15 protein-coding genes are annotated in these 18,746 nt (G+C 43.9%); 9 read left to right on the plus strand and 6 right to left on the minus strand.

The window, feature by feature from the left end; all coding sequences use genetic code 11:
• Nucleotides 1-12: 12 nt before the first annotated feature.
• The gene (locus R7P80_RS15710) at nt 13-615 is read right to left on the minus strand and encodes an ACP phosphodiesterase (RefSeq protein WP_025767792.1); all 603 of its coding nucleotides are present in this window, start codon (nt 613-615) and stop codon (nt 13-15) included.
• An 81-nt stretch (nt 616-696) separates the two neighbouring features.
• Complete coding sequence (locus R7P80_RS15715) at nt 697-870, minus strand: hypothetical protein (protein WP_017820948.1); 174 nt, start codon at nt 868-870, stop codon at nt 697-699.
• 314 nt (nt 871-1,184) lie between these two features.
• Between R7P80_RS15715 and R7P80_RS15720 the strand changes: the two genes are divergently transcribed.
• Nucleotides 1,185-2,615 (plus strand): methyl-accepting chemotaxis protein, encoded by a 1,431-nt coding sequence (locus tag R7P80_RS15720; RefSeq protein ID WP_025767793.1) that lies wholly within the window; start codon nt 1,185-1,187, stop codon nt 2,613-2,615.
• 430 nt (nt 2,616-3,045) lie between these two features.
• Here R7P80_RS15720 and R7P80_RS15725 read toward each other — a convergent pair whose 3' ends face one another.
• Both R7P80_RS15725 and R7P80_RS15730 read right to left on the minus strand, forming a co-directional pair.
• A complete protein-coding gene (locus R7P80_RS15725; RefSeq protein ID WP_017820949.1) occupies nt 3,046-3,714 on the minus strand; it encodes an HAD-IA family hydrolase in 669 nt (222 codons plus the stop codon).
• 194 nt (nt 3,715-3,908) lie between these two features.
• The gene (locus tag R7P80_RS15730; protein ID WP_005376378.1) at nt 3,909-4,418 is read right to left on the minus strand and encodes a hypothetical protein; all 510 of its coding nucleotides are present in this window, start codon (nt 4,416-4,418) and stop codon (nt 3,909-3,911) included.
• Between the two features lie 145 nt (nt 4,419-4,563).
• On the opposite strand from R7P80_RS15730, the gene R7P80_RS15735 reads away from it, so the two are divergent.
• From R7P80_RS15735 to glgC, 4 genes are all read left to right on the plus strand, one after another.
• Entirely contained in the window at nt 4,564-5,034 is a 471-nt protein-coding gene (locus R7P80_RS15735) for a CreA family protein (RefSeq protein ID WP_005397614.1), read from the plus strand.
• A gap of 233 nt (nt 5,035-5,267) precedes the next feature.
• The gene (locus R7P80_RS15740) at nt 5,268-6,572 is read left to right on the plus strand and encodes an inosine/guanosine kinase (RefSeq protein ID WP_005376376.1); all 1,305 of its coding nucleotides are present in this window, start codon (nt 5,268-5,270) and stop codon (nt 6,570-6,572) included.
• A gap of 236 nt (nt 6,573-6,808) precedes the next feature.
• The gene (locus R7P80_RS15745) at nt 6,809-8,557 is read left to right on the plus strand and encodes a formate--tetrahydrofolate ligase (protein WP_225491831.1); all 1,749 of its coding nucleotides are present in this window, start codon (nt 6,809-6,811) and stop codon (nt 8,555-8,557) included.
• 537 nt (nt 8,558-9,094) lie between these two features.
• A complete protein-coding gene (gene glgC, locus R7P80_RS15750) occupies nt 9,095-10,312 on the plus strand; it encodes a glucose-1-phosphate adenylyltransferase (RefSeq protein ID WP_213893430.1) in 1,218 nt (405 codons plus the stop codon).
• Between the two features lie 97 nt (nt 10,313-10,409).
• Here the strand turns inward: glgC and R7P80_RS15755 are convergent, their stop codons facing one another.
• Nucleotides 10,410-13,571 carry a chitinase C-terminal domain-containing protein gene (locus R7P80_RS15755; protein ID WP_171345665.1) on the minus strand — a complete coding sequence of 1,054 codons (3,162 nt, stop codon included), beginning with the start codon at nt 13,569-13,571 and terminating at the stop codon, nt 10,410-10,412.
• A 277-nt stretch (nt 13,572-13,848) separates the two neighbouring features.
• Nucleotides 13,849-14,730, minus strand: a complete 882-nt coding sequence (locus tag R7P80_RS15760; protein ID WP_005386077.1) for an AraC family transcriptional regulator — start codon at nt 14,728-14,730, stop codon at nt 13,849-13,851.
• 206 nt (nt 14,731-14,936) lie between these two features.
• Between R7P80_RS15760 and R7P80_RS15765 the strand changes: the two genes are divergently transcribed.
• From R7P80_RS15765 to R7P80_RS15780, 4 genes are all read left to right on the plus strand, one after another.
• Nucleotides 14,937-16,085 carry an iron-containing alcohol dehydrogenase gene (locus tag R7P80_RS15765; RefSeq protein WP_047103556.1) on the plus strand — a complete coding sequence of 383 codons (1,149 nt, stop codon included), beginning with the start codon at nt 14,937-14,939 and terminating at the stop codon, nt 16,083-16,085.
• A 294-nt stretch (nt 16,086-16,379) separates the two neighbouring features.
• A complete protein-coding gene (locus tag R7P80_RS15770; RefSeq protein ID WP_005376394.1) occupies nt 16,380-17,036 on the plus strand; it encodes a lysoplasmalogenase in 657 nt (218 codons plus the stop codon).
• 169 nt (nt 17,037-17,205) lie between these two features.
• Nucleotides 17,206-17,940, plus strand: coding sequence for an amino acid ABC transporter ATP-binding protein (locus R7P80_RS15775; RefSeq protein WP_225491832.1), 735 nt, complete (start codon nt 17,206-17,208; stop codon nt 17,938-17,940).
• Nucleotides 17,940-18,737, plus strand: a complete 798-nt coding sequence (locus tag R7P80_RS15780; RefSeq protein ID WP_225491833.1) for an amino acid ABC transporter permease — start codon at nt 17,940-17,942, stop codon at nt 18,735-18,737. Before R7P80_RS15775 ends, R7P80_RS15780 begins: the two co-directional genes overlap by 1 nt.
• Nucleotides 18,738-18,746: the final 9 nt, after the last annotated feature.

Genomic DNA, 18,746 nt, shown 5'->3' on the forward strand with positions numbered 1-18,746 from the left:
TACTTTTCTATCTCATTGAGTTGAGTCGTTAAGCTGTTGCTGAAAATCATACGACTGGCGCAAAACATCTCGATAAAGTGACGAGAACTTCTCTTCTAATTCGGTGTAATCACTTTCAATCACTTTAAATGTTGTGGTTAAGTCTGCCATTCTAGGACTTCTTTGCGATATCCGATGTAGTGCAAATTCTATATTGTCTAGATCTTGATAGGATTGAAGCCATCGGCCATGCCACATTCTGCTGTGGAGCACCAAAAAACGTGGCGGCAAATGTTCATGAACCTCTCGGTTTACTCTCTCGTATGCCGTTTTTACAAAGTGTTCGAGAGGCACGGAATGAAAGTCGTTCCAGTGTTTTGCGAGGCAATGATCCCAAAACATATCCAAAGCGATAGGTGCAAAACGTCGCGCAACACCAGTGAAATGAGGCTTACATTCGTTGACGATTGGATGATGGTCGGTAATACGGTCAACAAATCTATGTAATCTGATGCCATTTGAGATATCGCGATCATACAGCTTGCTTGGATCTCCTTTTACGAAGTCTCCAAGCAAGTTTCCCAACAAATGGCTGTTACTGTGATCTGCGATATGCAGGTGGGCTAGAAAGTTCATTCGACGCCAGTTTTGGCCTCTAGGGCTTGGTGTGACATGAACCTAGTATAACGTCAATTACGACGAGATGAGAGTGTTCCGCTATTCGGCTTCGTTGTCTGAGCCAACGTATTCCGACAAGATAATGCCAATTTCAAGCGCATCTAGCAGCTCTAGGCTCTCATCGTTTTGGTATTGGTCGCTCATTGTGACCTCCTTTATTTTAAGCTCTCTTGCTTTTACTTGCTGACGGCCTGGCTCTTGCCATATCCACATCAGCAACTCCTTTTTATAGTCTTTATATGACACATTCATGACAGCGAGAAGTAAAGATTTAAAAACCTATGAGCATAATCAAAAGTAAACGATTGCAATTAGATTTCATATCCGCTTAACACTTTAGAGAAATGACTCTTTTATCAACATTCATGTCAATTTAAAGATATAACATACTGTTATAGGCGTCCTTAGATCTCATTTCTTAAACTAAATTTAGTATTCGTTACATATTTTGCTGATTAACTTCGCATATTTTGTTTCGATATAGCAATAGATTTGGTCAATATCTTTTATCTCTAATGGAGCTTTAAATGAGAGAAGTTGAGTTTAGAACGATAGACAGGCTGTTTATCAAGATGTCTATCAACGACAAAATGTGGGTTATATTCCTACTGTTTTTAGTAGCCCTCACTTCAGTGGCTGGAAGCCGCTACTTCAATGAAATACAACAATTTGAGCAGCAAGCCATCTCGGCGAGCGAAGCGAAGCTTTCTGGTATCGTTGATGCTCAATCAAACCGCGCTACAGAAATTGACGGCGTATCGAAATCGAACCGCGTAAGCGAGAGTTCTTTTGTCGATGGGTCTGTCACCGCTTATGCCAAGTTGCATTCTGGAGAAGTGATTAAGCTGACTCAAAATGTGTCCACACAATACGAATCGGTAAAATCATCAGCTCTATCGTCACTATTACTCAGCTTCTTATGGGTTATTCCTTTTGCCCTATTCTCTTACTGGGTGGCAACGTTTATCGGAGGAGCTCTGTGGGTTTTATATACAACAACCGAAAAAATTGGTGACGGTGACTTAACCTCTCGTCTTGGTTTTCACCCTGGTCGAGATGAATTCGGTACCATCGGCTGTGCGCTAGACAAGTCTATGGATACCTTAAGTGAACTGGTTAATAGTGTTAAAAATAATGCAACGATGTTGAGCGAGACATCTTCTGCATTCGAAAAAGATATGCAGTTGAGTGAAACCCAGATATCTCATCAATATCAAACGCTTGATTCAGTCGCGACGGCAATGGAAGAAATGACAGCCTCTGCAAAGGAGGTATCAAGTATTTCTCAACAAGCAACGACGCAGTCAGACCAAGATGCCCAGAAGATCGAACTAAGCAGAAGCCGTGTACAAAACGTGATTGGCGAGATAGAGACGTTATCTAGCTATATTGAACAAGCCTCTACGTCAGTAACCAATTTAAACGAGAATACGACGCAGATTAATGACGTGATCACAACGATTAACGCCATTTCAGAACAAACTAATCTGTTGGCGCTAAACGCAGCAATCGAAGCAGCCCGTGCTGGTGAACAAGGTCGTGGATTTGCAGTGGTTGCCGATGAAGTACGTACATTAGCAAGCAGAACTCAACAGGCAACAGTAGAGATCCAAGCCATGATTGAGAAGCTTCAAATTGAGAGCCAGAACATTGCTTCAATCACCAACCGAACCGTTCAGCAAGCTCAAACCAGCAGCCAGCTTATTGATGAAATCGGCCATGATGTTACCTCTATTGCCGAGTCAGCACGCTCATTAATGGACATGAGCATTCAGATTTCCACATCTGCTGAAGAACAAAGCGCAGTTGCTAACGATATTGCATCGGAACTTTCAGAAATTCGTAGTCAATCAAGCACAATCAGAGAAGTGGCGGAGCAATCTACCGCTGGCGTCGCTAATCTCACGCAAGCCTCCGTTTCTCTTGGTGAGATATTACAACGCTACCGCACCGCATAACGTTGTGGAACTTATGATCAACAAGGGCTCCTTAAGGAGCCCTTTTCTTTAAACCGTGTTCAACTATTACCTTCGATATTTTCTACGACATCCAAGTGGATATTTGAAGTGAATCTCAAGTTCTCGCTGTACCGGATGAAATAATGTTCTTAAACAAAGCGTTCCGCTATGCTTGATCTTGCCAATTCCAATTTGCTGCTGGAAAACAATATGAATAATTACAAAGACACAAAAGACATAGAGAACCTGAATTGCCCACTCTGCCAAGGAGATGAATATCTCATTTCATCGGATGGCGAGAAATTCACATGCGCTGCTTGCGGATTTCATACAAAAAACTTCTCATCTATCCAATGTCTACATCAAACGCCTTACCTACAGTCTAAACTTAAGCACATCCACAGCTTGAGTCCGGTTTGCCATTAGTAGGTCAAACAGAGCAGCCACACAGCTGCTCTTTTAATTCATCTAAATGATGGATGCGAATTACACGCTCGTCATCAACAAGATTGATAGCTTCACCATTAAATAACTGTATCGTTTTTATACCGGCGTTTAGTCCCGCCTCAACTCCTTTAGGCGTGTCATCAATATAAAGACAGTCACTTGGTAAAAAGCCCATGCTCATAGCACTGTACATGATTAAATCGGGCTCAGGCTTCCAACTATTCGCATCGAATGCCGAGAACACTTTCCCTCGGAAAGCATCGAGTAAACCGGTTAACTCCAAAGCGTATTCAATTTTATCTTTAGGTCCATTAGACGCCACACAATATTCGATATTATGCGAATCCAAAAACTGAATTAATCGTTTTGCGCCATCCATCGGCTGTAAGTGACGCACAAAAAGAGACTGGACTTCTTCTCGGTATTGCGGCTCTAAAACATCAATTGGGACTTTGATATCTTTCAATTCTTTAGTATCTAAAAGGATGTCAGCGAGCTTTCCTCCTTTAAAGTGAGAAACGCACTCTTCCATCGTTAACTCAGCCCCATGCTGGTTAAATACATTGACGAGCGCTTGGCAACACAGTCTTTCGCTGTCGACCAACGTACCATCACAGTCAAATATCACGCACTTAATATTGGTAATTGCCATAGCCATCTCCAGACGTCTTAAAGGCTCAAGCCCAAGCGATTTTAAGAATGTTTGGATTAATCTTATTTGAGTTTGGGATTGTTGAAACGACGAGCTTGGCATTTCATGGAAATAGAAGGGAGCAATTACAGTTTTTCTAAGCAAGATCACCCAACGTCATCTTGCTTTACTTTTTATGCACATTGATGTGTAAGTTAGTTTTCGATAACCACTGAGTCTAACAGTTTTTGCTCGGTGCTTAGTCTTTTAGCCAGATCAGCCACAAACGAGCTTTTGTATTTTGATTCAGAAACAGCAACATCAGAGATGAGTGTATTTCCTTCGAGATGGCTAACAATAGCAGCACCAATTGGGACTCCAGATTTAAAACCAACATATAATTCAAAATCTGGCGTGAGGATAATCTGTGTCAGATATTCAATGATCATATCTTTATCATACTGCTGTTCCCAGCGCTGAGATTGCAAGATAGAGAACATAATGGTCAGTCGATGAAAATCGACCAGAAAAATATCGTCGGGGTTAAATTCAGAGTCACTTTCCAGTAGTGTGTCTTTGTCGACTACTTGATACGTTGCTTTTTCTAGCGTTTTGAAATAGACATCGCGCCCTTTCAAACTCTCTGGTGTCGGAAATTCAACTTCGACCAGATCATACAGCCATGTATTTTTACGCTCGATACTGGCTAACTGTTGTTCATTCATCTTGATACCTTCGTTTAGAGCAGTACATTAGCATGAAGCCCGCAACAAACCTAGCGCACATAGACCTTTCCGTGGCTAAATTTTGTTTTAGGTGCAAACCTCTGATAGATTTCATCAATATCTTTCCTAGTTAAGGACAAAAATAATGAAAAAGATGCTGTTAAGTGCATTGCTTGCTACTACTCTAGTTGGTTGTTCAGATAACGATGTTGCTGACGTGGGGCTCGGTTGGTTTACTTTGAAAGACATCAAAGTCGGTGAGTTGAAAGACGAGGTGGTAACAGGTGTCACATGTCACATCGCCTCTATCGAAGCGGATTTCAGCTTAGCAGATCCAAGTGATAGCTCAATATCATGTCGTCAGACTGGCGAAATCACACCGGAAATGATTGCAAAAATAGATAAGAGTAAGTCCGGTGAAATTGTATTTAAGAAGTCAAAAAGCATTTTCTTCAAAACAATGAAGGTTCGCCGTATTTATGATGCCGATAACCAAACCTTACTCTACTTGTCTTATACAACAAAAGAGACCGATGGTAGTTTTAAGCATAGCCTTTCGACAGTCCCACTTTGGGGTACCAAGGCTTACGTTGAGCCAACTGAAGTGAAAAAGTAACGCGGGTAAATTTAGTTAGCGCGGAGCAGGCTCTTTCCGGGCGCTGCTGAGCAACAAGTTTAAAAAACAACCCATTGCAATACGACAAGCGTCATAAATTGCAGCTGCTTTGGTTGCTATTTACTCAGCTCGCTGATTTTTTCAGCGAGCTGACTTCTTTGTAATAAATCGCCACGATTTTCATTTTTTTGTGATACAATCCCGCCTCTTTTTTTTCTCACTCAAGAACAAGCATGAAGTTTCCTGGTCAGCGTAAATCTAAACACTACTTCCCAACTCACGCTCGAGATCCATTAGTAAACCAAATCCGACAGGCACCTAAGCTATATCGCCCAACTATTGTTGGTGTCGGTCAAACCATTGTAGATATCGAAGCACGTGTAGATGACGCGTTTTTAGAGAAATACAACCTGAGTAAAGGACATTCGCTCGTTCTTGAAGAAAGCAAAGCAGATGCACTTTACGAAGAACTGGTTGAGCAAGGCCTGATCACACACCAATACCCAGGTGACACGATTGGCAATACTCTTCACAACTACTCAGTTTTAGCCGATAGCAAATCCGTTTTGCTCGGTGTGATGTCTAAGAACATTCAAGTCGGTTCTTTTGCTTATCGCTACCTTTGCCGTACGTCTTCACGCATGAACCTTAACCATTTACAAACGGTAGATGGCCCTATTGGTCGCTGCTACACCCTAATTTCTCAAGACGGTGAGCGTACATTTGCTATCAACGAAGGTCATATGAATCAACTACTTCCGGAAAGCATTCCTGAAGAGATCTTTGAGAAAGCATCAGCCCTGGTTGTTTCTTCTTACCTAATGCGTGGTAAAGAAGAAGATCCAATGCCTAAAGCGGTACAAAGAGCGATCGACTTTGCTAAGAAGCACGATGTCCCTGTTGTACTTACGTTAGGGACAAAGTACGTTATCGAAGGTAACGCACAGTGGTGGCAAGAATACATTCGCGAAAACATTTCTGTTGTCGCGATGAATGAAGAAGAAGGTGCGGCGCTAACAGGTGAAACAGAGCCGCTAGCTGCTGCTGATAAAGCACTTGAATGGGTTGATCTCGTACTGTGTACGGCAGGACCAAATGGTCTGTACATGGCTGGTTACACCGACGAGAAAGTAAAACGAGAAACCACACACGACATCCTTGAAAGCTCCCTCGAAGCCTTTAACCAGTACGAGTTTAGTCGTGCGATGCGTAAAGAAGACTGTCAAAACCCAATGAAGGTCTACTCTCACATCGGCCCTTACCTTGGTGGACCATTAGAGATTAAGAACACTAATGGTGCAGGTGATGCAGCCCTTTCAGCCTTACTGCATGACATGGCAGCAAACTCTTTCCACCAAAAAGAAGTGCCTAACTCAGAAAAGCACGAAGTACGATGCTTAACCTACTCCTCACTTTCTCAGATTTGTAAATACGCAAACCGAGTAAGCTATGAAGTGTTGACGCAGCACTCTCCTCGCCTATCGCGAGCGCTTCCTGAACGAGAAGATAGCTTAGAAGAGACTTATTGGGATCGTTAAAACGACAGCTTTAAAGCTAAAAATATATCAAGGTCACCATTTGGTGGCCTTTTTGTTTTTATCTAGCACCATAACGAGTAGATTTCGTTAGTATGTCGCACAATACGAAGCAGTAAACTCTTTACAAGCCTAACCGAAACAGTACCATCACCAAGCAGACCTTTGCCTCACAATAATACTCGTTATAACTCAGGTAGTTTTTCAACGCTACCCGTGTGCCACTTTGGGGATTCTCCATGCAGTCAGATATCGAAATTTGCCGAAACACACCACTTTTTTCTATTGATGTTATCGCGGAAAAAGTAGGACTATTGCCCGAAGAGTATGACACTCACGGGAAGCACAAAGCCAAAGTCCACCCAAAATGTTTGGAGCGACTCAAAGCAAATGATGACGGTAAACTTGTACTCGTCACTGCGATCACGCCGACTCCTCTTGGCGAAGGAAAAACCGTTACGACGATAGGACTGGCGCAAGGTTTAGCAAAGCTTAATCAATCTGTTATTGCATGTATAAGGCAACCTTCGATGGGACCCGTCTTCGGTATTAAAGGTGGCGCAGCGGGCGGTGGTTATTCTCAAGTAGCTCCAATGGAAGAGTTAAACTTACACCTTACTGGTGACATTCACGCAGTGACAGCGGCGCACAACCTTGCTTCAGCCGCTCTTGACGCTCGCTTGTTCCATGAGCAACGCGAGGGTTATGATGCCTTTGAATCACGCACCGGGTTAAGAGCACTTAAAATCGACACGGCAAGTATTACTTGGAAACGAGTGATGGACCATAATGATCGTGCACTACGTAAAGTCAAAATTGGCCTCAATGATGCAGGAAAAACCATCAATGGTTTCGAGCGTGACGAAGGGTTCGATATTTCAGCGGCTTCCGAGTTGATGGCTATCATTGCACTAGCCAAAGATTTAAAAGACTTACGTCAACGTATTGGGAAAATTGTCGTAGCGTACGATTTGAACGGAAACCCCGTCACTACGGAAGATCTACAAGTTGCAGGAGCAATGGCAGTAACACTAAAAGAGGCGATTGCACCAACACTGATGCAAACTCTAGAAGGTGTTCCTACGTTGATCCATGCAGGTCCATTTGCAAACATCGCCCATGGAAATTCATCCATTATCGCGGACGATATTGCGCTAAAACTGTCAGGTTACACGGTAACTGAAGCCGGTTTTGGTTCGGATATGGGATTTGAGAAAGCGTGTAACATTAAAGCTGCTGCCGCCAACAAAGCCCCGGACTGTGTAGTGATCGTAGCAACATTACGCGGCCTCAAAGCGAATTCTGGACACTACGATTTACGGCCAGGTATGGCTATTCCAGATTCCATTTTTAATCCGGACCAAGCAGCATTGGAGGCTGGGTTTGAAAATTTAAAATGGCACATAAATAACGTTCATAAATACGGTTTACCTGCTGTCGTTGCCATTAACCAGTTTCCACAAGATTGTGTGAAAGAGCTTAAAGCTCTTGAAGATCTGATTCACCAATTTAATCCCGAAGTTAAAGTAGCCATCAGCACCGCTTTTTCGCAAGGCGGACAAGGCGCAACGGAACTAGCTCAACATGTTATTGATGCGTGTACCACGCCTGTAGAGTTTTGTCCGTTATACAACAAAGAGCAATCATTACTCGAAAAGCTCATGGCAGTATGTGAAGCGGGCTATGGAGCAACCAATATAGAAATGACTCCTATCGCGACTGAACAGCTCAAACATTTTGAGCAATTAGGCTTTAACAACTTAGCGGTTTGCATCGCGAAGACACCACTATCTATAACCACGGACTCCGCAGTCAAAGGGGCACCAACTGGTTTTACCGTCCCAATCCGCGAGCTGCGCTTGTGTGCGGGCGCAGGATTCGTTTATGCATTATCTGGTACCGTGATGACGATGCCAGGCTTACCTGATAAACCCGCATTTATGAACTTAGATCTTGATGATGAAGGAAATATCGTCGGTCTCTCTTAGTGCAGTGATAACGTATCGCTATCAGTGAAGTGAGCATATTCATTGAGTGAGTGGTCTACTTACCTATCCACTCACTCTCAACAACTGTGAAAAGAGTTGTCTCAGGCCTTCTACTCTTGAATTGTTGATACAAAGCTCTCCTGCCTTACATCAACGCGCCTGTTTTAGACCTTTAGAGTTAAGACGCTAACCCTAAGCCTTGTTTAGCCATAGTTATTAAGCTAGAAAACCCTATTTATCTTCTTGTTTTGTCGCCACTTTACATTGTAAATCCATACTTGTTGACTTCTCCTTTCTACAATTTTGCGCCAATTTGATGCACGGGCTATTTAGCGCTTCACTAATATGGTGCAGTTGTCTTACAGTGAAATTTTAACCTCCTTGATTTTTAAGGAGATATTCTATGGCTCGATTCTTGTAGTAGACTTTTCACTAATAAGCACATTAGCACATGCTTTTCAAAACCTCTGCGTTGCATACCACCTCCTTCAGGTTAGCACCGTTTTGATGCATGTCAGAAAAGGGAAAGGGAATACTATGGAAGACGCACTCGCCGTAATTTTAGCAGGAGGGATGGGGTCTAGACTCAGCCCACTCACCGATGACAGAACCAAGCCAGCCGTACCTTTTGGCGGAAAATATAGAATTATAGATTTCACACTAACCAATTGTTTACATTCGGGTTTACGCAAGATCCTTGTTTTAACCCAATATAAATCTCATTCACTTCAAAAACACTTACGAGACGGCTGGTCGATATTCAATCCAGAGCTAGGCGAGTACATTACTGCTGTTCCACCACAAATGCGCAAAGGTGGTGCATGGTATGAAGGAACCGCCGATGCGATTTATCACAACATGTGGTTGCTATCGCGAAATGATGCAAAGTATGTGGTTGTGTTATCCGGCGATCATATCTATCGAATGGACTACGCTGCAATGCTTGAAGAGCATAAAGAGAAAGGTGCTAAGCTCACCGTTGCCTGTATGGATGTTCCCGTAGAGGATGCTTCAGCATTCGGTGTAATGGGCACCGCAGAAAACGGGCTCGTTACTTCGTTTATAGAGAAACCTGAAACCCCACCTACCCTTCCTGGAAGCGCGACCAGAAGCCTTGTTTCTATGGGAATATATATCTTTGATATGGATGTTTTGAAAGAAGCGCTTGAAGAAGACTCAAAACTCAATTCATCAAGCCATGACTTCGGAAAAGACATCATACCTAAGCTAATTGATACCGAATCCGTTTACGCTTATCAATTCTGTGGAAGTAAAGGGCGCGTCGATAAAGATTGCTATTGGCGCGACGTGGGTACCATTGATTCCTTCTATGAAGCGAATATGGATCTACTAGAACCTGTGCCGCCAATGAACCTTTATCAGTCTAATTGGGCGATTCGTACTTACGAGCCGCAGTTTCCACCAGCTCGTACTGTATCGTCGGCCACGGGTAATGAAGGCATTTTTATTAACTCCATCATTGCTACCGGTGTCATCAATTCCGGAGGCTCGGTACAGCACTCCATTATTTCCTCTAATGTACGCATTCAAGATAGTGCAACGGTAGTCGATTCCATCATTTTTGATGACGTAGAAGTCGGTGAAGGAAGTCAGTTGGTCAACTGCATAGTTGATAAACATGTTCGTATTCCGCCACATACTCAAATTGGCATCAACAAACTTGAAGATGCGAAGCGATTTAAAATCTCAGACAAAGGTATTGTCGTCATACCTGAAAGTTACCAATTCGATTAAACGACAAACTATCACAACAAAAAAGCGCACGATAATCATCGTGCGCTTTTGTTTAAGTGCCTGTAAACATTAGGCTATAACAAATAATCCATAATAATTAGATGTTACATACCGTTGACCAGCTACCATCTGTACCCGGTTCAGCCGCTGTCCACCAGTTCGCTTGGTAAACCACACCGTTGTGGATGATCTTATCGCCTTGGTTAGCGTGGCTTGGATTACCTGCCCAATCCGTTTGTGGCAGAGCTGGGTATGTCACTAAACCTGTCGTATCACACGTACCTGGTTCAGTGGTACCACCACCCGTGCCCGCATTGAGATCACCAATTGGTAGATCTGGCTGTTCAAACTTAAACGCAAACTCTTTACCACCAGAAATCACTGAGTAGTTAGCCGGACCAGAGATTGGTAGGTAGTAAACCATATCAAGCTCGTAAGTGCCGCCCGCTGGCAAGTCTTTCCATGCTGGTAGAGAGAACGACACACGGTGCATTACGCCATCTAAGCCACCAATGTTGTTTGCACGAGTATGTCCAGAAGCAATGACTTTCAAACCACCACCTGATTGGTCTTTCGCGTTGTCCGGCGCAGATACTGGGATATCGAATTGGAATTCAGTACCGCCAGGGATCGCTTGACCAGTGTTGTTCGTAAACGTGATTTTCGGGTTAATTGGGTAGTTTTGGTCGCCAACTTTGAAGCCGCCAACACTAACAGTAATGTCTACTGCTTCAGTTGGTGTTGGGCCAGTCGCTACTTTGTTGCCGTAAGGCGTCGCAGACTTAAACTTGTCGTAGATAGCTTTGGTCATAGTGTTACCCATGTGGTATTCACCATTACCCGCCGCACAAGCTTGTTCAGTGGCATCTACTGCCGTACGATTACCATTTGCATCCAGTACGTAACAGTTGTAATCACCGGCTAGTTCCCAGAACATGATACCGCCGATCTCTTTATCGATAACGTAATCGGCTTTCACCTCGATAGAAGCTTTATCTTCCGTAGATAGGAATACGCTCTTCTCTGCGTTCCACAACCAAGGTGCCACAGCAACGCTATCGTAATGACGGGTATAAGTACCAACAAACTTATCTGAAGGATCGTTGACAGGGTCGAGACCGTAAGCAGCTGCGTAAGAGCCCCAAATACCGTTTTCTAGGTTCTTAGCATGCCACATTGGGTTAGAACCAGCGCCCATTTCGTTTCCTTTAGGGTCAGTATCATGCCACATGTTGTCGATACCAATAGCGCCGTGACCACAGTTGTTCTTCTCACCTTCACCTGTGCCCGGTTGGCACTCTGCTTGGTTTGGTAGTGCCGCTCGGCCCCATAGGCCATTTTCGCCACCAGTAACACCTTGCCAACCACGGGTGTAGTAAGGAACACCAATGTTGATACGACCTGCTGGCATAGAACCACGGAAGTAATGGTAAGCCCAGTCTGTGTTCAAGTAACCGATACCACCGTATGCAGCAGTGCCGTATACGTTCCACTGCGCTAACTCAGAGTCTTTACCTGTATCGAATAAAGCCGCGTTATGACCAACGTGATCATTCCAAGCCCCATGCAAGTCGTAAGACATGATGTTTACGTAGTCTAGGTACTTAGTTACATCGAAGGTTTCCATCCCACGTAGCAAGTAACCTGAAGATGGTGCTGCGATAGTCAGCATATAATGAATACCATCTTGCGCGGATGCCGCATCAAGTTTCTCACGCAATACTTTCATCAGCTCTTGGTAAGACGCCCATAAATACTGACGACGTGGTTCCATGAAGTCTTTGTCGTAAGGGTTACCAGCACCAGCCATTGACGTCGGGTATTCATAGTCAATATCCAGGCCATCGAACTTGTACTGACGCATCATTTCAACGGCAGAAGTTGCGAACTTCTCAATACCAGCATGATTAATAGAACCGTCCGCATTCGTCGTCATGGTGTAGAAGCCACCATCAGCTACACGATCGCCGTTCGTATCGAAGTGACCGCCCGTTTCAGCCCAACCACCAATCGAGATTAGCGTTTTAACATCATGTTTTTGCTTGTAAGTTGCTAGTGCACCAAAATGACCTTTAAAACCAAGAGCAGGATCTACCTCAACGCCTGGCCAAGTTTTACCTGTAGCAGGGTTGTTAGGATCATTAACGTCGCCAACGTTTACTTTGCCGTCAGAACCAATGCTCACAAACGCGTAGTTAATGTGAGTAAGTTGTTCCCAAGGAATGTCTTTAACAAGGTAAGTCGCTTGTGGGTCGTCACCTGATCGCCAACTGGTGAAGTAGCCGATTACACGACGTGGGTGATCAGCCCCCATTTTCTCACGACCTTCTTCATCATAAATAGAACAGTAAGGAACATCTACACCCGTTGTTTGATAAAGACCATCAGGACGACAATTAGATGTCACTGCGCCGCCGTTTACTGTTAACGTCGCAATTGCAGAATCTGCTGTTGCTCCAGCATCATCGGTTGCTCTCGCATAAACACTTAATGAGCCAGCTTGTGAAGGGGTTACATCCAGCGTGTATGGCGCTGTTGTAGCAGTGCCAGCAAGCACACCTGCAACATAAAAATCAACTTTAGCAACGGTACCATCCGCATCCGTAGCATTTGCAGTCAGTGTTACGGAACCACCCAGGTCAATAGAGCTCGCAGAAAGCGCGACATCCACTGTCGGCGCTTCGTTACCAGGTTGCGCTGATGCCACAGTTAACGTCACAACACTTGCCGTACTAACGGCACCTGCATCGTCATAGGCCTTGGTAGAGAACTCGTGCTGTCCTTCAGTTGCTGTCCACGATGCAGCATACGGCGCAGACGTTGCCTGACCAACTAATACACCATCAACAAAGAACTCTACTTTGCTAACAGTCCCATCAGTATCTGCCGCATCTGCAGCTAGGCTAACAACATCACCCGCAGTCACAGAAGCCGACGCAGAAGGCGATGTCAGAGTAACCGTCGGGACTTCATTCTGAGGTGGATCAACCGGTCCAGTGCCATCACAAGCGCCAAGTGTTTCCCACTCGCCCCACTCACCAGATTGCGCTGGATTGTTGTTTTGCGTCCAGTAACGCGCTTTATAAGCATTACCTTCATGCTGAACTTGGTCGCCACCGTTATAAACTTTTGATGATTGCCAAGTTTCTAGAGGGGCACAGTCAACTGCTGCGTAGCTATTGAAGGCCATAAGACAAGAAGCGGTGAGTGTGCTTAGTGTGAACACGTTTTTCACTGCGTTGCCGTTTTTAAGGTGCATAATCGCTCTTCCTTAAGTTATTGTTAAAACAATACTAAATGCGCTAAACGAAGCGCATCTATACTTTTATTTCGACGTAAAATAACTTAAGTACAAGTTGGTGATTTCACACTATCTATTTACGAGTTTTCCACACCGCCTCGCAACAATCCACTAAATGATTGCAACAACGTACCTATTATTTGGCACCAGTAACTAATTTTATAACTCAAATAAATATGTCACTCGCAAATTAATAAAAAAGGTAAAAAAAGTCGCCATTTTGAAATAAAGATCACTAAGCCTTTGTTGACCTTGGCGTTTCATTAAAATGCCGCTTGTACTCGCGACTAAACTGTGATGGGCTCGTGTACCCGACCATTCTCGCTGCATCATTAACACGTCTCCCCTCTAACTGGATCAATTCGCGCGCTTTGTTAAGTCGAACTTTCTTAATATATTGCAACGGAGATTCAAGCGTGACATTGCGAAATGCTTGATGGAAAGCAGACACACTCATGTTGGCTTCTTCAGCCAATGCTTGTACGTTCAACTGTTCATGATACGCTTGATGTACACGATTTAGTGCTTTAGCTACCCTCGCGTAAGAACCTTCTTGATGTGCTAGGTCAAATAAAACATACCCCTCTTTGCTCACCAAAGTACGATACACAATTTCCTCAAGAAGCAGCTCGCCAAGCATGATGACATCAAGCTCGTTACACATTGCTTTCATTAACCGCTTGCACGCATCCAACATACCTTCATTCATACGTACCGACTTAAGGCCGCAACGGGTTGCATCCAGACACTTATTACTGAATTTCTCAGCCTCTAATTTTTTAACGAGTTTATGAAGAAGCGTTGGCGAAATATCTATCGAAATGCCAAGTAAAGGCTCATTGTTTGTCGCAAACGCTTCGCACTCTAGTGGCATGGGAACCCCGACAACAAGGTAATCTTCGGGCCCATATTGCACTGGTGTATCACCAATATGAATGTTCTTATGCCCTTGACCCAATACGATGATGCCGGACTGATAGACAAACGGCTGGCGATGATTCCCTTTGCTACTGCGATAAAACCATACGCCATCTATCGCTGTTTTCTTCATACCTTCTAGGTCATGCAGCCCCTGCTTTTCAACATATTGCTGCATGATATCTGCGAGAGTGTGCATTAGAGCGCTCCATCAATGACCAACGAGTTTGGTCTCTATTATCGTTTCGAGCACTATACTTCCTCTCGACTTTAACTTTCTAGCTCAAGAGCATTAATTTTGTAGAAATAGGCAAATTATTTGCAGAAATCGACCTGTTAACGATCGTTAATCAGGACTAATATGCATGTATTCAATCTCCTTCACTGGAAGCAAGAGGGCTAATAATGAACTTTTCTTATGTAAACCCAACCAAGATTTTCTTTGGTCAAAAACAAATCGCTGCAATCAAAGAAGCTATCCCATCCGACCAAAAAGTTTTAGTGGTATACGGTGGTGGCTCCATCAAAAAAAATGGCGTGTACGACCAAGTAGCAGAAGCTCTTGAGGCACATGAATGGCTAGAGTTTTCAGGTGTTGAACCAAACCCAACCAAAGAAACACTCGATAAAGCAGTCGCAATGGTAAAAGAGCATGGCGTTGACTTTATTTTAGCGGTAGGTGGTGGTTCAGTCATCGATGGCTCCAAATACGTAGCAGCGGCATCAAAGTATGATGGTGATGGTTGGGATATCATGATTGGTAAGCACCAAGTCACTGAAGCGACGCCTCTAGCTGCAATTTTGACATTGCCAGCAACAGGCTCAGAGTCAAACATGGGCGCAGTTATCACTAAAAAAGAAACTCAAGACAAACTTCCGTTCATGTCTCCAGCAGTGCAGCCAAAATTTGCCGTGTTAGACCCAGATGTAATGAAAACACTGCCAGAACGCCAGCTTATCAACGGCATTGTTGACGCATGGGTGCACGTATGTGAGCAATACTTGACGCTTCCTACCGGTGCAATGGTTCAAGATGGTTACGCAGAAACACTGCTGAAAACTTTAAAAACACTCGGAGAACAGTTTGCGGAACGAGACGACGATATGTGGCGCGCAAACTTAATGTGGTCTGCTAACCAAGCATTGAATGGGTTAATTGGTAGTGGCGTTCCACAAGACTGGGCAACACATATGATCGGCCATGAATTAACGGCTCTATGGGGCGTTGATCATGCGCGTTCTCTTGCAATTGTCCAACCGTCGTTACTTCGTAACCAAATGCAGTTTAAGCGCCCTAAGTTAGAACAAATGGGTCGCAACGTATTTGGTCTTGAAGCAGGTGAGGATTTAGCAGAGCGCACAATCGAATCTATCGAAGCGTTTTATCATCAACTTGATGTCGCAACTAAGCTCGAAAACTATGGTGAGAGCCGTGAACAAGCTATCGATGCCATCATTGATCAACTAAACAAACACGGCATGACTGTTTTAGGTGAAAACCAGGCGATCACACTTGAACGTAGCCGAGAAATCTTAGAGTTAGCTGTCTCATAACTGCAACAATTCTTCACTGCCCTTCCTAGGGTTTAACGGTATTGTGACTTAACAGTCACAATACCGTTTTTTTATGCTATTTTGTAAGCCACATCACGTTCAAAACGAGGAGGCTTCTAAAAACAACGATTCCCTCCAGACAAAAAATCGGCCGTGTTGGTTAGTAAAGAGACAACTGTCCAGCTTTACACAAATAAAAATAATTGAGATCAAAGAACGAGTTAACTCGTTAATTAAGTTTTGATTTGTTGTAGTGATGTACTACATAATTTTGTCTGTTCGAGAAAACACTTTATGTGGCTAGTTGTTGTCGTATTAGCATTCATACATATCATCAGTATCCGTAAAGGCTCTAAATGGCTCTTTTACGTTTCTAAACCATTACCAGTGCTCTGTATGCTTGGTATTTTAATTCAGTCCCCGGCTTACCCAATGCCATATGCGCATTGGATTTTGATTGGCTTATCGCTCTCGTTGCTTGGTGACGTGTTATTAATGCTCCCTAGAGACAAGTTCATTACAGGATTAGTGCTCTTTTGCTCTGCCCATCTCTCCTATAGTTATGGTTTTGCCATCATGTCAGCGTGGCATTTTACACCTTGGCTCCCAATTGCCTTGTTCGGACTCGGTATATGCGTCTACTGGTTGTTCCGACCGGATCTCGGTAAAGAAAAACGGCCAGTTGCTAGTTATATATTGGTACTGATGACTATGTGCTGGGCTTCGATCGAGTATTATTTGAGTGGGAAAACACAATCCTCCTCCTTTGCAGTGCTCGGAAGCTTTATCTTTATTATCTCTGGCATCGTATTGGCTTTCGAACGCTTTGGAGGACGGTCAATATTTTCACGACAAGTTGTCATGGTGACCTACTATTCTGCACAGACACTAATGGTTATGTCTGTTGTTGCGATTGTTGTTCGTTATCCGTATCTCGTTGAACTGAGTTAGTCATACTCTAGACTCTAGACTGCACCAACATTAAAGAAACATGGATGTATCTTGTAAGCGATCTGAATAGAGTCTTAAAATCATCGCCTAAACATTAGCTTATTCTTAATGAAATTACGCGCACAACTTGCTATTGTAAAAGGATATTTTTCCGTTATAGCGTGCCCCTTTGAAAGAGAATACTCCCGTCGTTGAGTTTAGCGACGTAAATAAGTGGTATGGCGATTACCACGCTCTAAAAGACATCAACTTCTCCGTGCATTCTGGCGAGATCGTCGTGGTGTGTGGCCCTTCAGGTTCCGGAAAATCAACGCTCATTCGTTGCATCAACCATCTTGAATCGATTCAAGAAGGCCAGCTTCATGTGTTCGACCAGCCTTCTCACGCAAAATCTCTCAAGCCCGGTAAAATCGGCATGGTGTTCCAACACTTTCACCTTTTTCCTCACTTGACTGTACTGGAAAACCTCACCTTAGCGCCGATTCGCACACACAAATTATCAAAACAAGAAGCGGAAAAACGCGCAAAACATTACCTAAAGCGAGTCAATATTGAAGAGCAAGCGAGTAAGTACCCTATCCAGCTTTCTGGCGGTCAGCAGCAACGCGTCGCGATTGCCCGCTCCTTGTGTATGGAACCGGATTTACTCCTGTTTGACGAGCCAACTTCAGCGCTTGATCCGGAAATGATCAACGAAGTGTTGGATGTCATGGTTGAGCTGGCTCAAAGCGGAATGACGATGATTTGCGTCACGCATGAAATGGGATTTGCCAAAAAAGTAGCGAACCGCGTGGTATTTATGGATGAAGGCCAAATCGTGGAAATGAACTCTCCAGTCGCCTTATTTGAGACACCACAGCATCCACGAACCCAAACATTTTTGAACCAAATTTTAAGTTACTGATGATAGTTCGCGTAATCAAACCTGTCCTTCAAGCTTTACTGCAAATGACGCTCCTCTTCATAGCGATTGTGTGGGTGTTGGACTCTGGTGCCGACGCTATGGGCTATCAATGGCAATGGGAGCGCGTACCTGATTACATCGCTTTTTATGAAGATGGAGAATGGTGGCCGGCAGAACTTATTGATGGGCTATTGGTCACGCTTAACATCTCGGCTATTAGTCTATTTTTTACCTTAGTATTAGGGTTGGTTACCGCGTTACTAAGGCTTAGCGATTCGAAAGTCGGCAATGTTATTGGTACCACTTATGTCGAAGTAATACGTAACACGCCGTTGTTGGTGCAAATCTATTTACTCTACTTCGTGTTTGGCCCCGTGATTGGTTTGGACCGATTCAGCACCGCCGTTTTGGCATTATCCCTTTTCCAAGGTGCCTACACCGCGGAAATATTCCGTGCAGGTTTAAACAGTATTCCTAAAGGGCAATTCGAAGCAGCACAAACTTTCGGGCTATCACCGTTTTACACCTACAAAGACGTAATTTTGCCTCAGGTTTTACAGCGCACATTACCGCCATTAACCAATGAAGTGGTTTCTTTGATCAAAAACTCTTCCATTGTAAGCGTGATGGCGATTTTTGATCTAACAACACAGGCACGCAACATCGTCTCAGAGACGGCGATGCCGTTCGAAATTTGGTTTACCGTGGCAGCAATTTATCTTGCTCTCACTCTGTCACTTTCTGGCTTGTCTGCATGGCTAGAACACAAACTCGGAGCCAGTTGGCGCAAATTATAAGGAGATAAC

It is taken from the genome of Vibrio sp. 2092 (genome assembly GCF_033339635.1).
In the GTDB taxonomy this organism is placed as follows: domain Bacteria; phylum Pseudomonadota; class Gammaproteobacteria; order Enterobacterales; family Vibrionaceae; genus Vibrio; species Vibrio alginolyticus.

What these genes read in the sequence shown, in the direction of transcription:
- R7P80_RS15710 (WP_025767792.1), bottom strand. Translation starts at nt 615, where the DNA reads ATGAACTTTCTAGCCCACCTGCATATCGCAGATCACAGTAACAGCCAT.
- R7P80_RS15715 (WP_017820948.1), bottom strand. Translation starts at nt 870, where the DNA reads ATGTGGATATGGCAAGAGCCAGGCCGTCAGCAAGTAAAAGCAAGAGAG.
- R7P80_RS15720 (WP_025767793.1), top strand. Translation starts at nt 1,185, where the DNA reads ATGAGAGAAGTTGAGTTTAGAACGATAGACAGGCTGTTTATCAAGATG.
- R7P80_RS15725 (WP_017820949.1), bottom strand. Translation starts at nt 3,714, where the DNA reads ATGGCAATTACCAATATTAAGTGCGTGATATTTGACTGTGATGGTACG.
- R7P80_RS15730 (WP_005376378.1), bottom strand. Translation starts at nt 4,418, where the DNA reads ATGAATGAACAACAGTTAGCCAGTATCGAGCGTAAAAATACATGGCTG.
- R7P80_RS15735 (WP_005397614.1), top strand. Translation starts at nt 4,564, where the DNA reads ATGAAAAAGATGCTGTTAAGTGCATTGCTTGCTACTACTCTAGTTGGT.
- R7P80_RS15740 (WP_005376376.1), top strand. Translation starts at nt 5,268, where the DNA reads ATGAAGTTTCCTGGTCAGCGTAAATCTAAACACTACTTCCCAACTCAC.
- R7P80_RS15745 (WP_225491831.1), top strand. Translation starts at nt 6,809, where the DNA reads ATGCAGTCAGATATCGAAATTTGCCGAAACACACCACTTTTTTCTATT.
- glgC (WP_213893430.1), top strand. Translation starts at nt 9,095, where the DNA reads ATGGAAGACGCACTCGCCGTAATTTTAGCAGGAGGGATGGGGTCTAGA.
- R7P80_RS15755 (WP_171345665.1), bottom strand. Translation starts at nt 13,571, where the DNA reads ATGCACCTTAAAAACGGCAACGCAGTGAAAAACGTGTTCACACTAAGC.
- R7P80_RS15760 (WP_005386077.1), bottom strand. Translation starts at nt 14,730, where the DNA reads ATGCACACTCTCGCAGATATCATGCAGCAATATGTTGAAAAGCAGGGG.
- R7P80_RS15765 (WP_047103556.1), top strand. Translation starts at nt 14,937, where the DNA reads ATGAACTTTTCTTATGTAAACCCAACCAAGATTTTCTTTGGTCAAAAA.
- R7P80_RS15770 (WP_005376394.1), top strand. Translation starts at nt 16,380, where the DNA reads ATGTGGCTAGTTGTTGTCGTATTAGCATTCATACATATCATCAGTATC.
- R7P80_RS15780 (WP_225491833.1), top strand. Translation starts at nt 17,940, where the DNA reads ATGATAGTTCGCGTAATCAAACCTGTCCTTCAAGCTTTACTGCAAATG.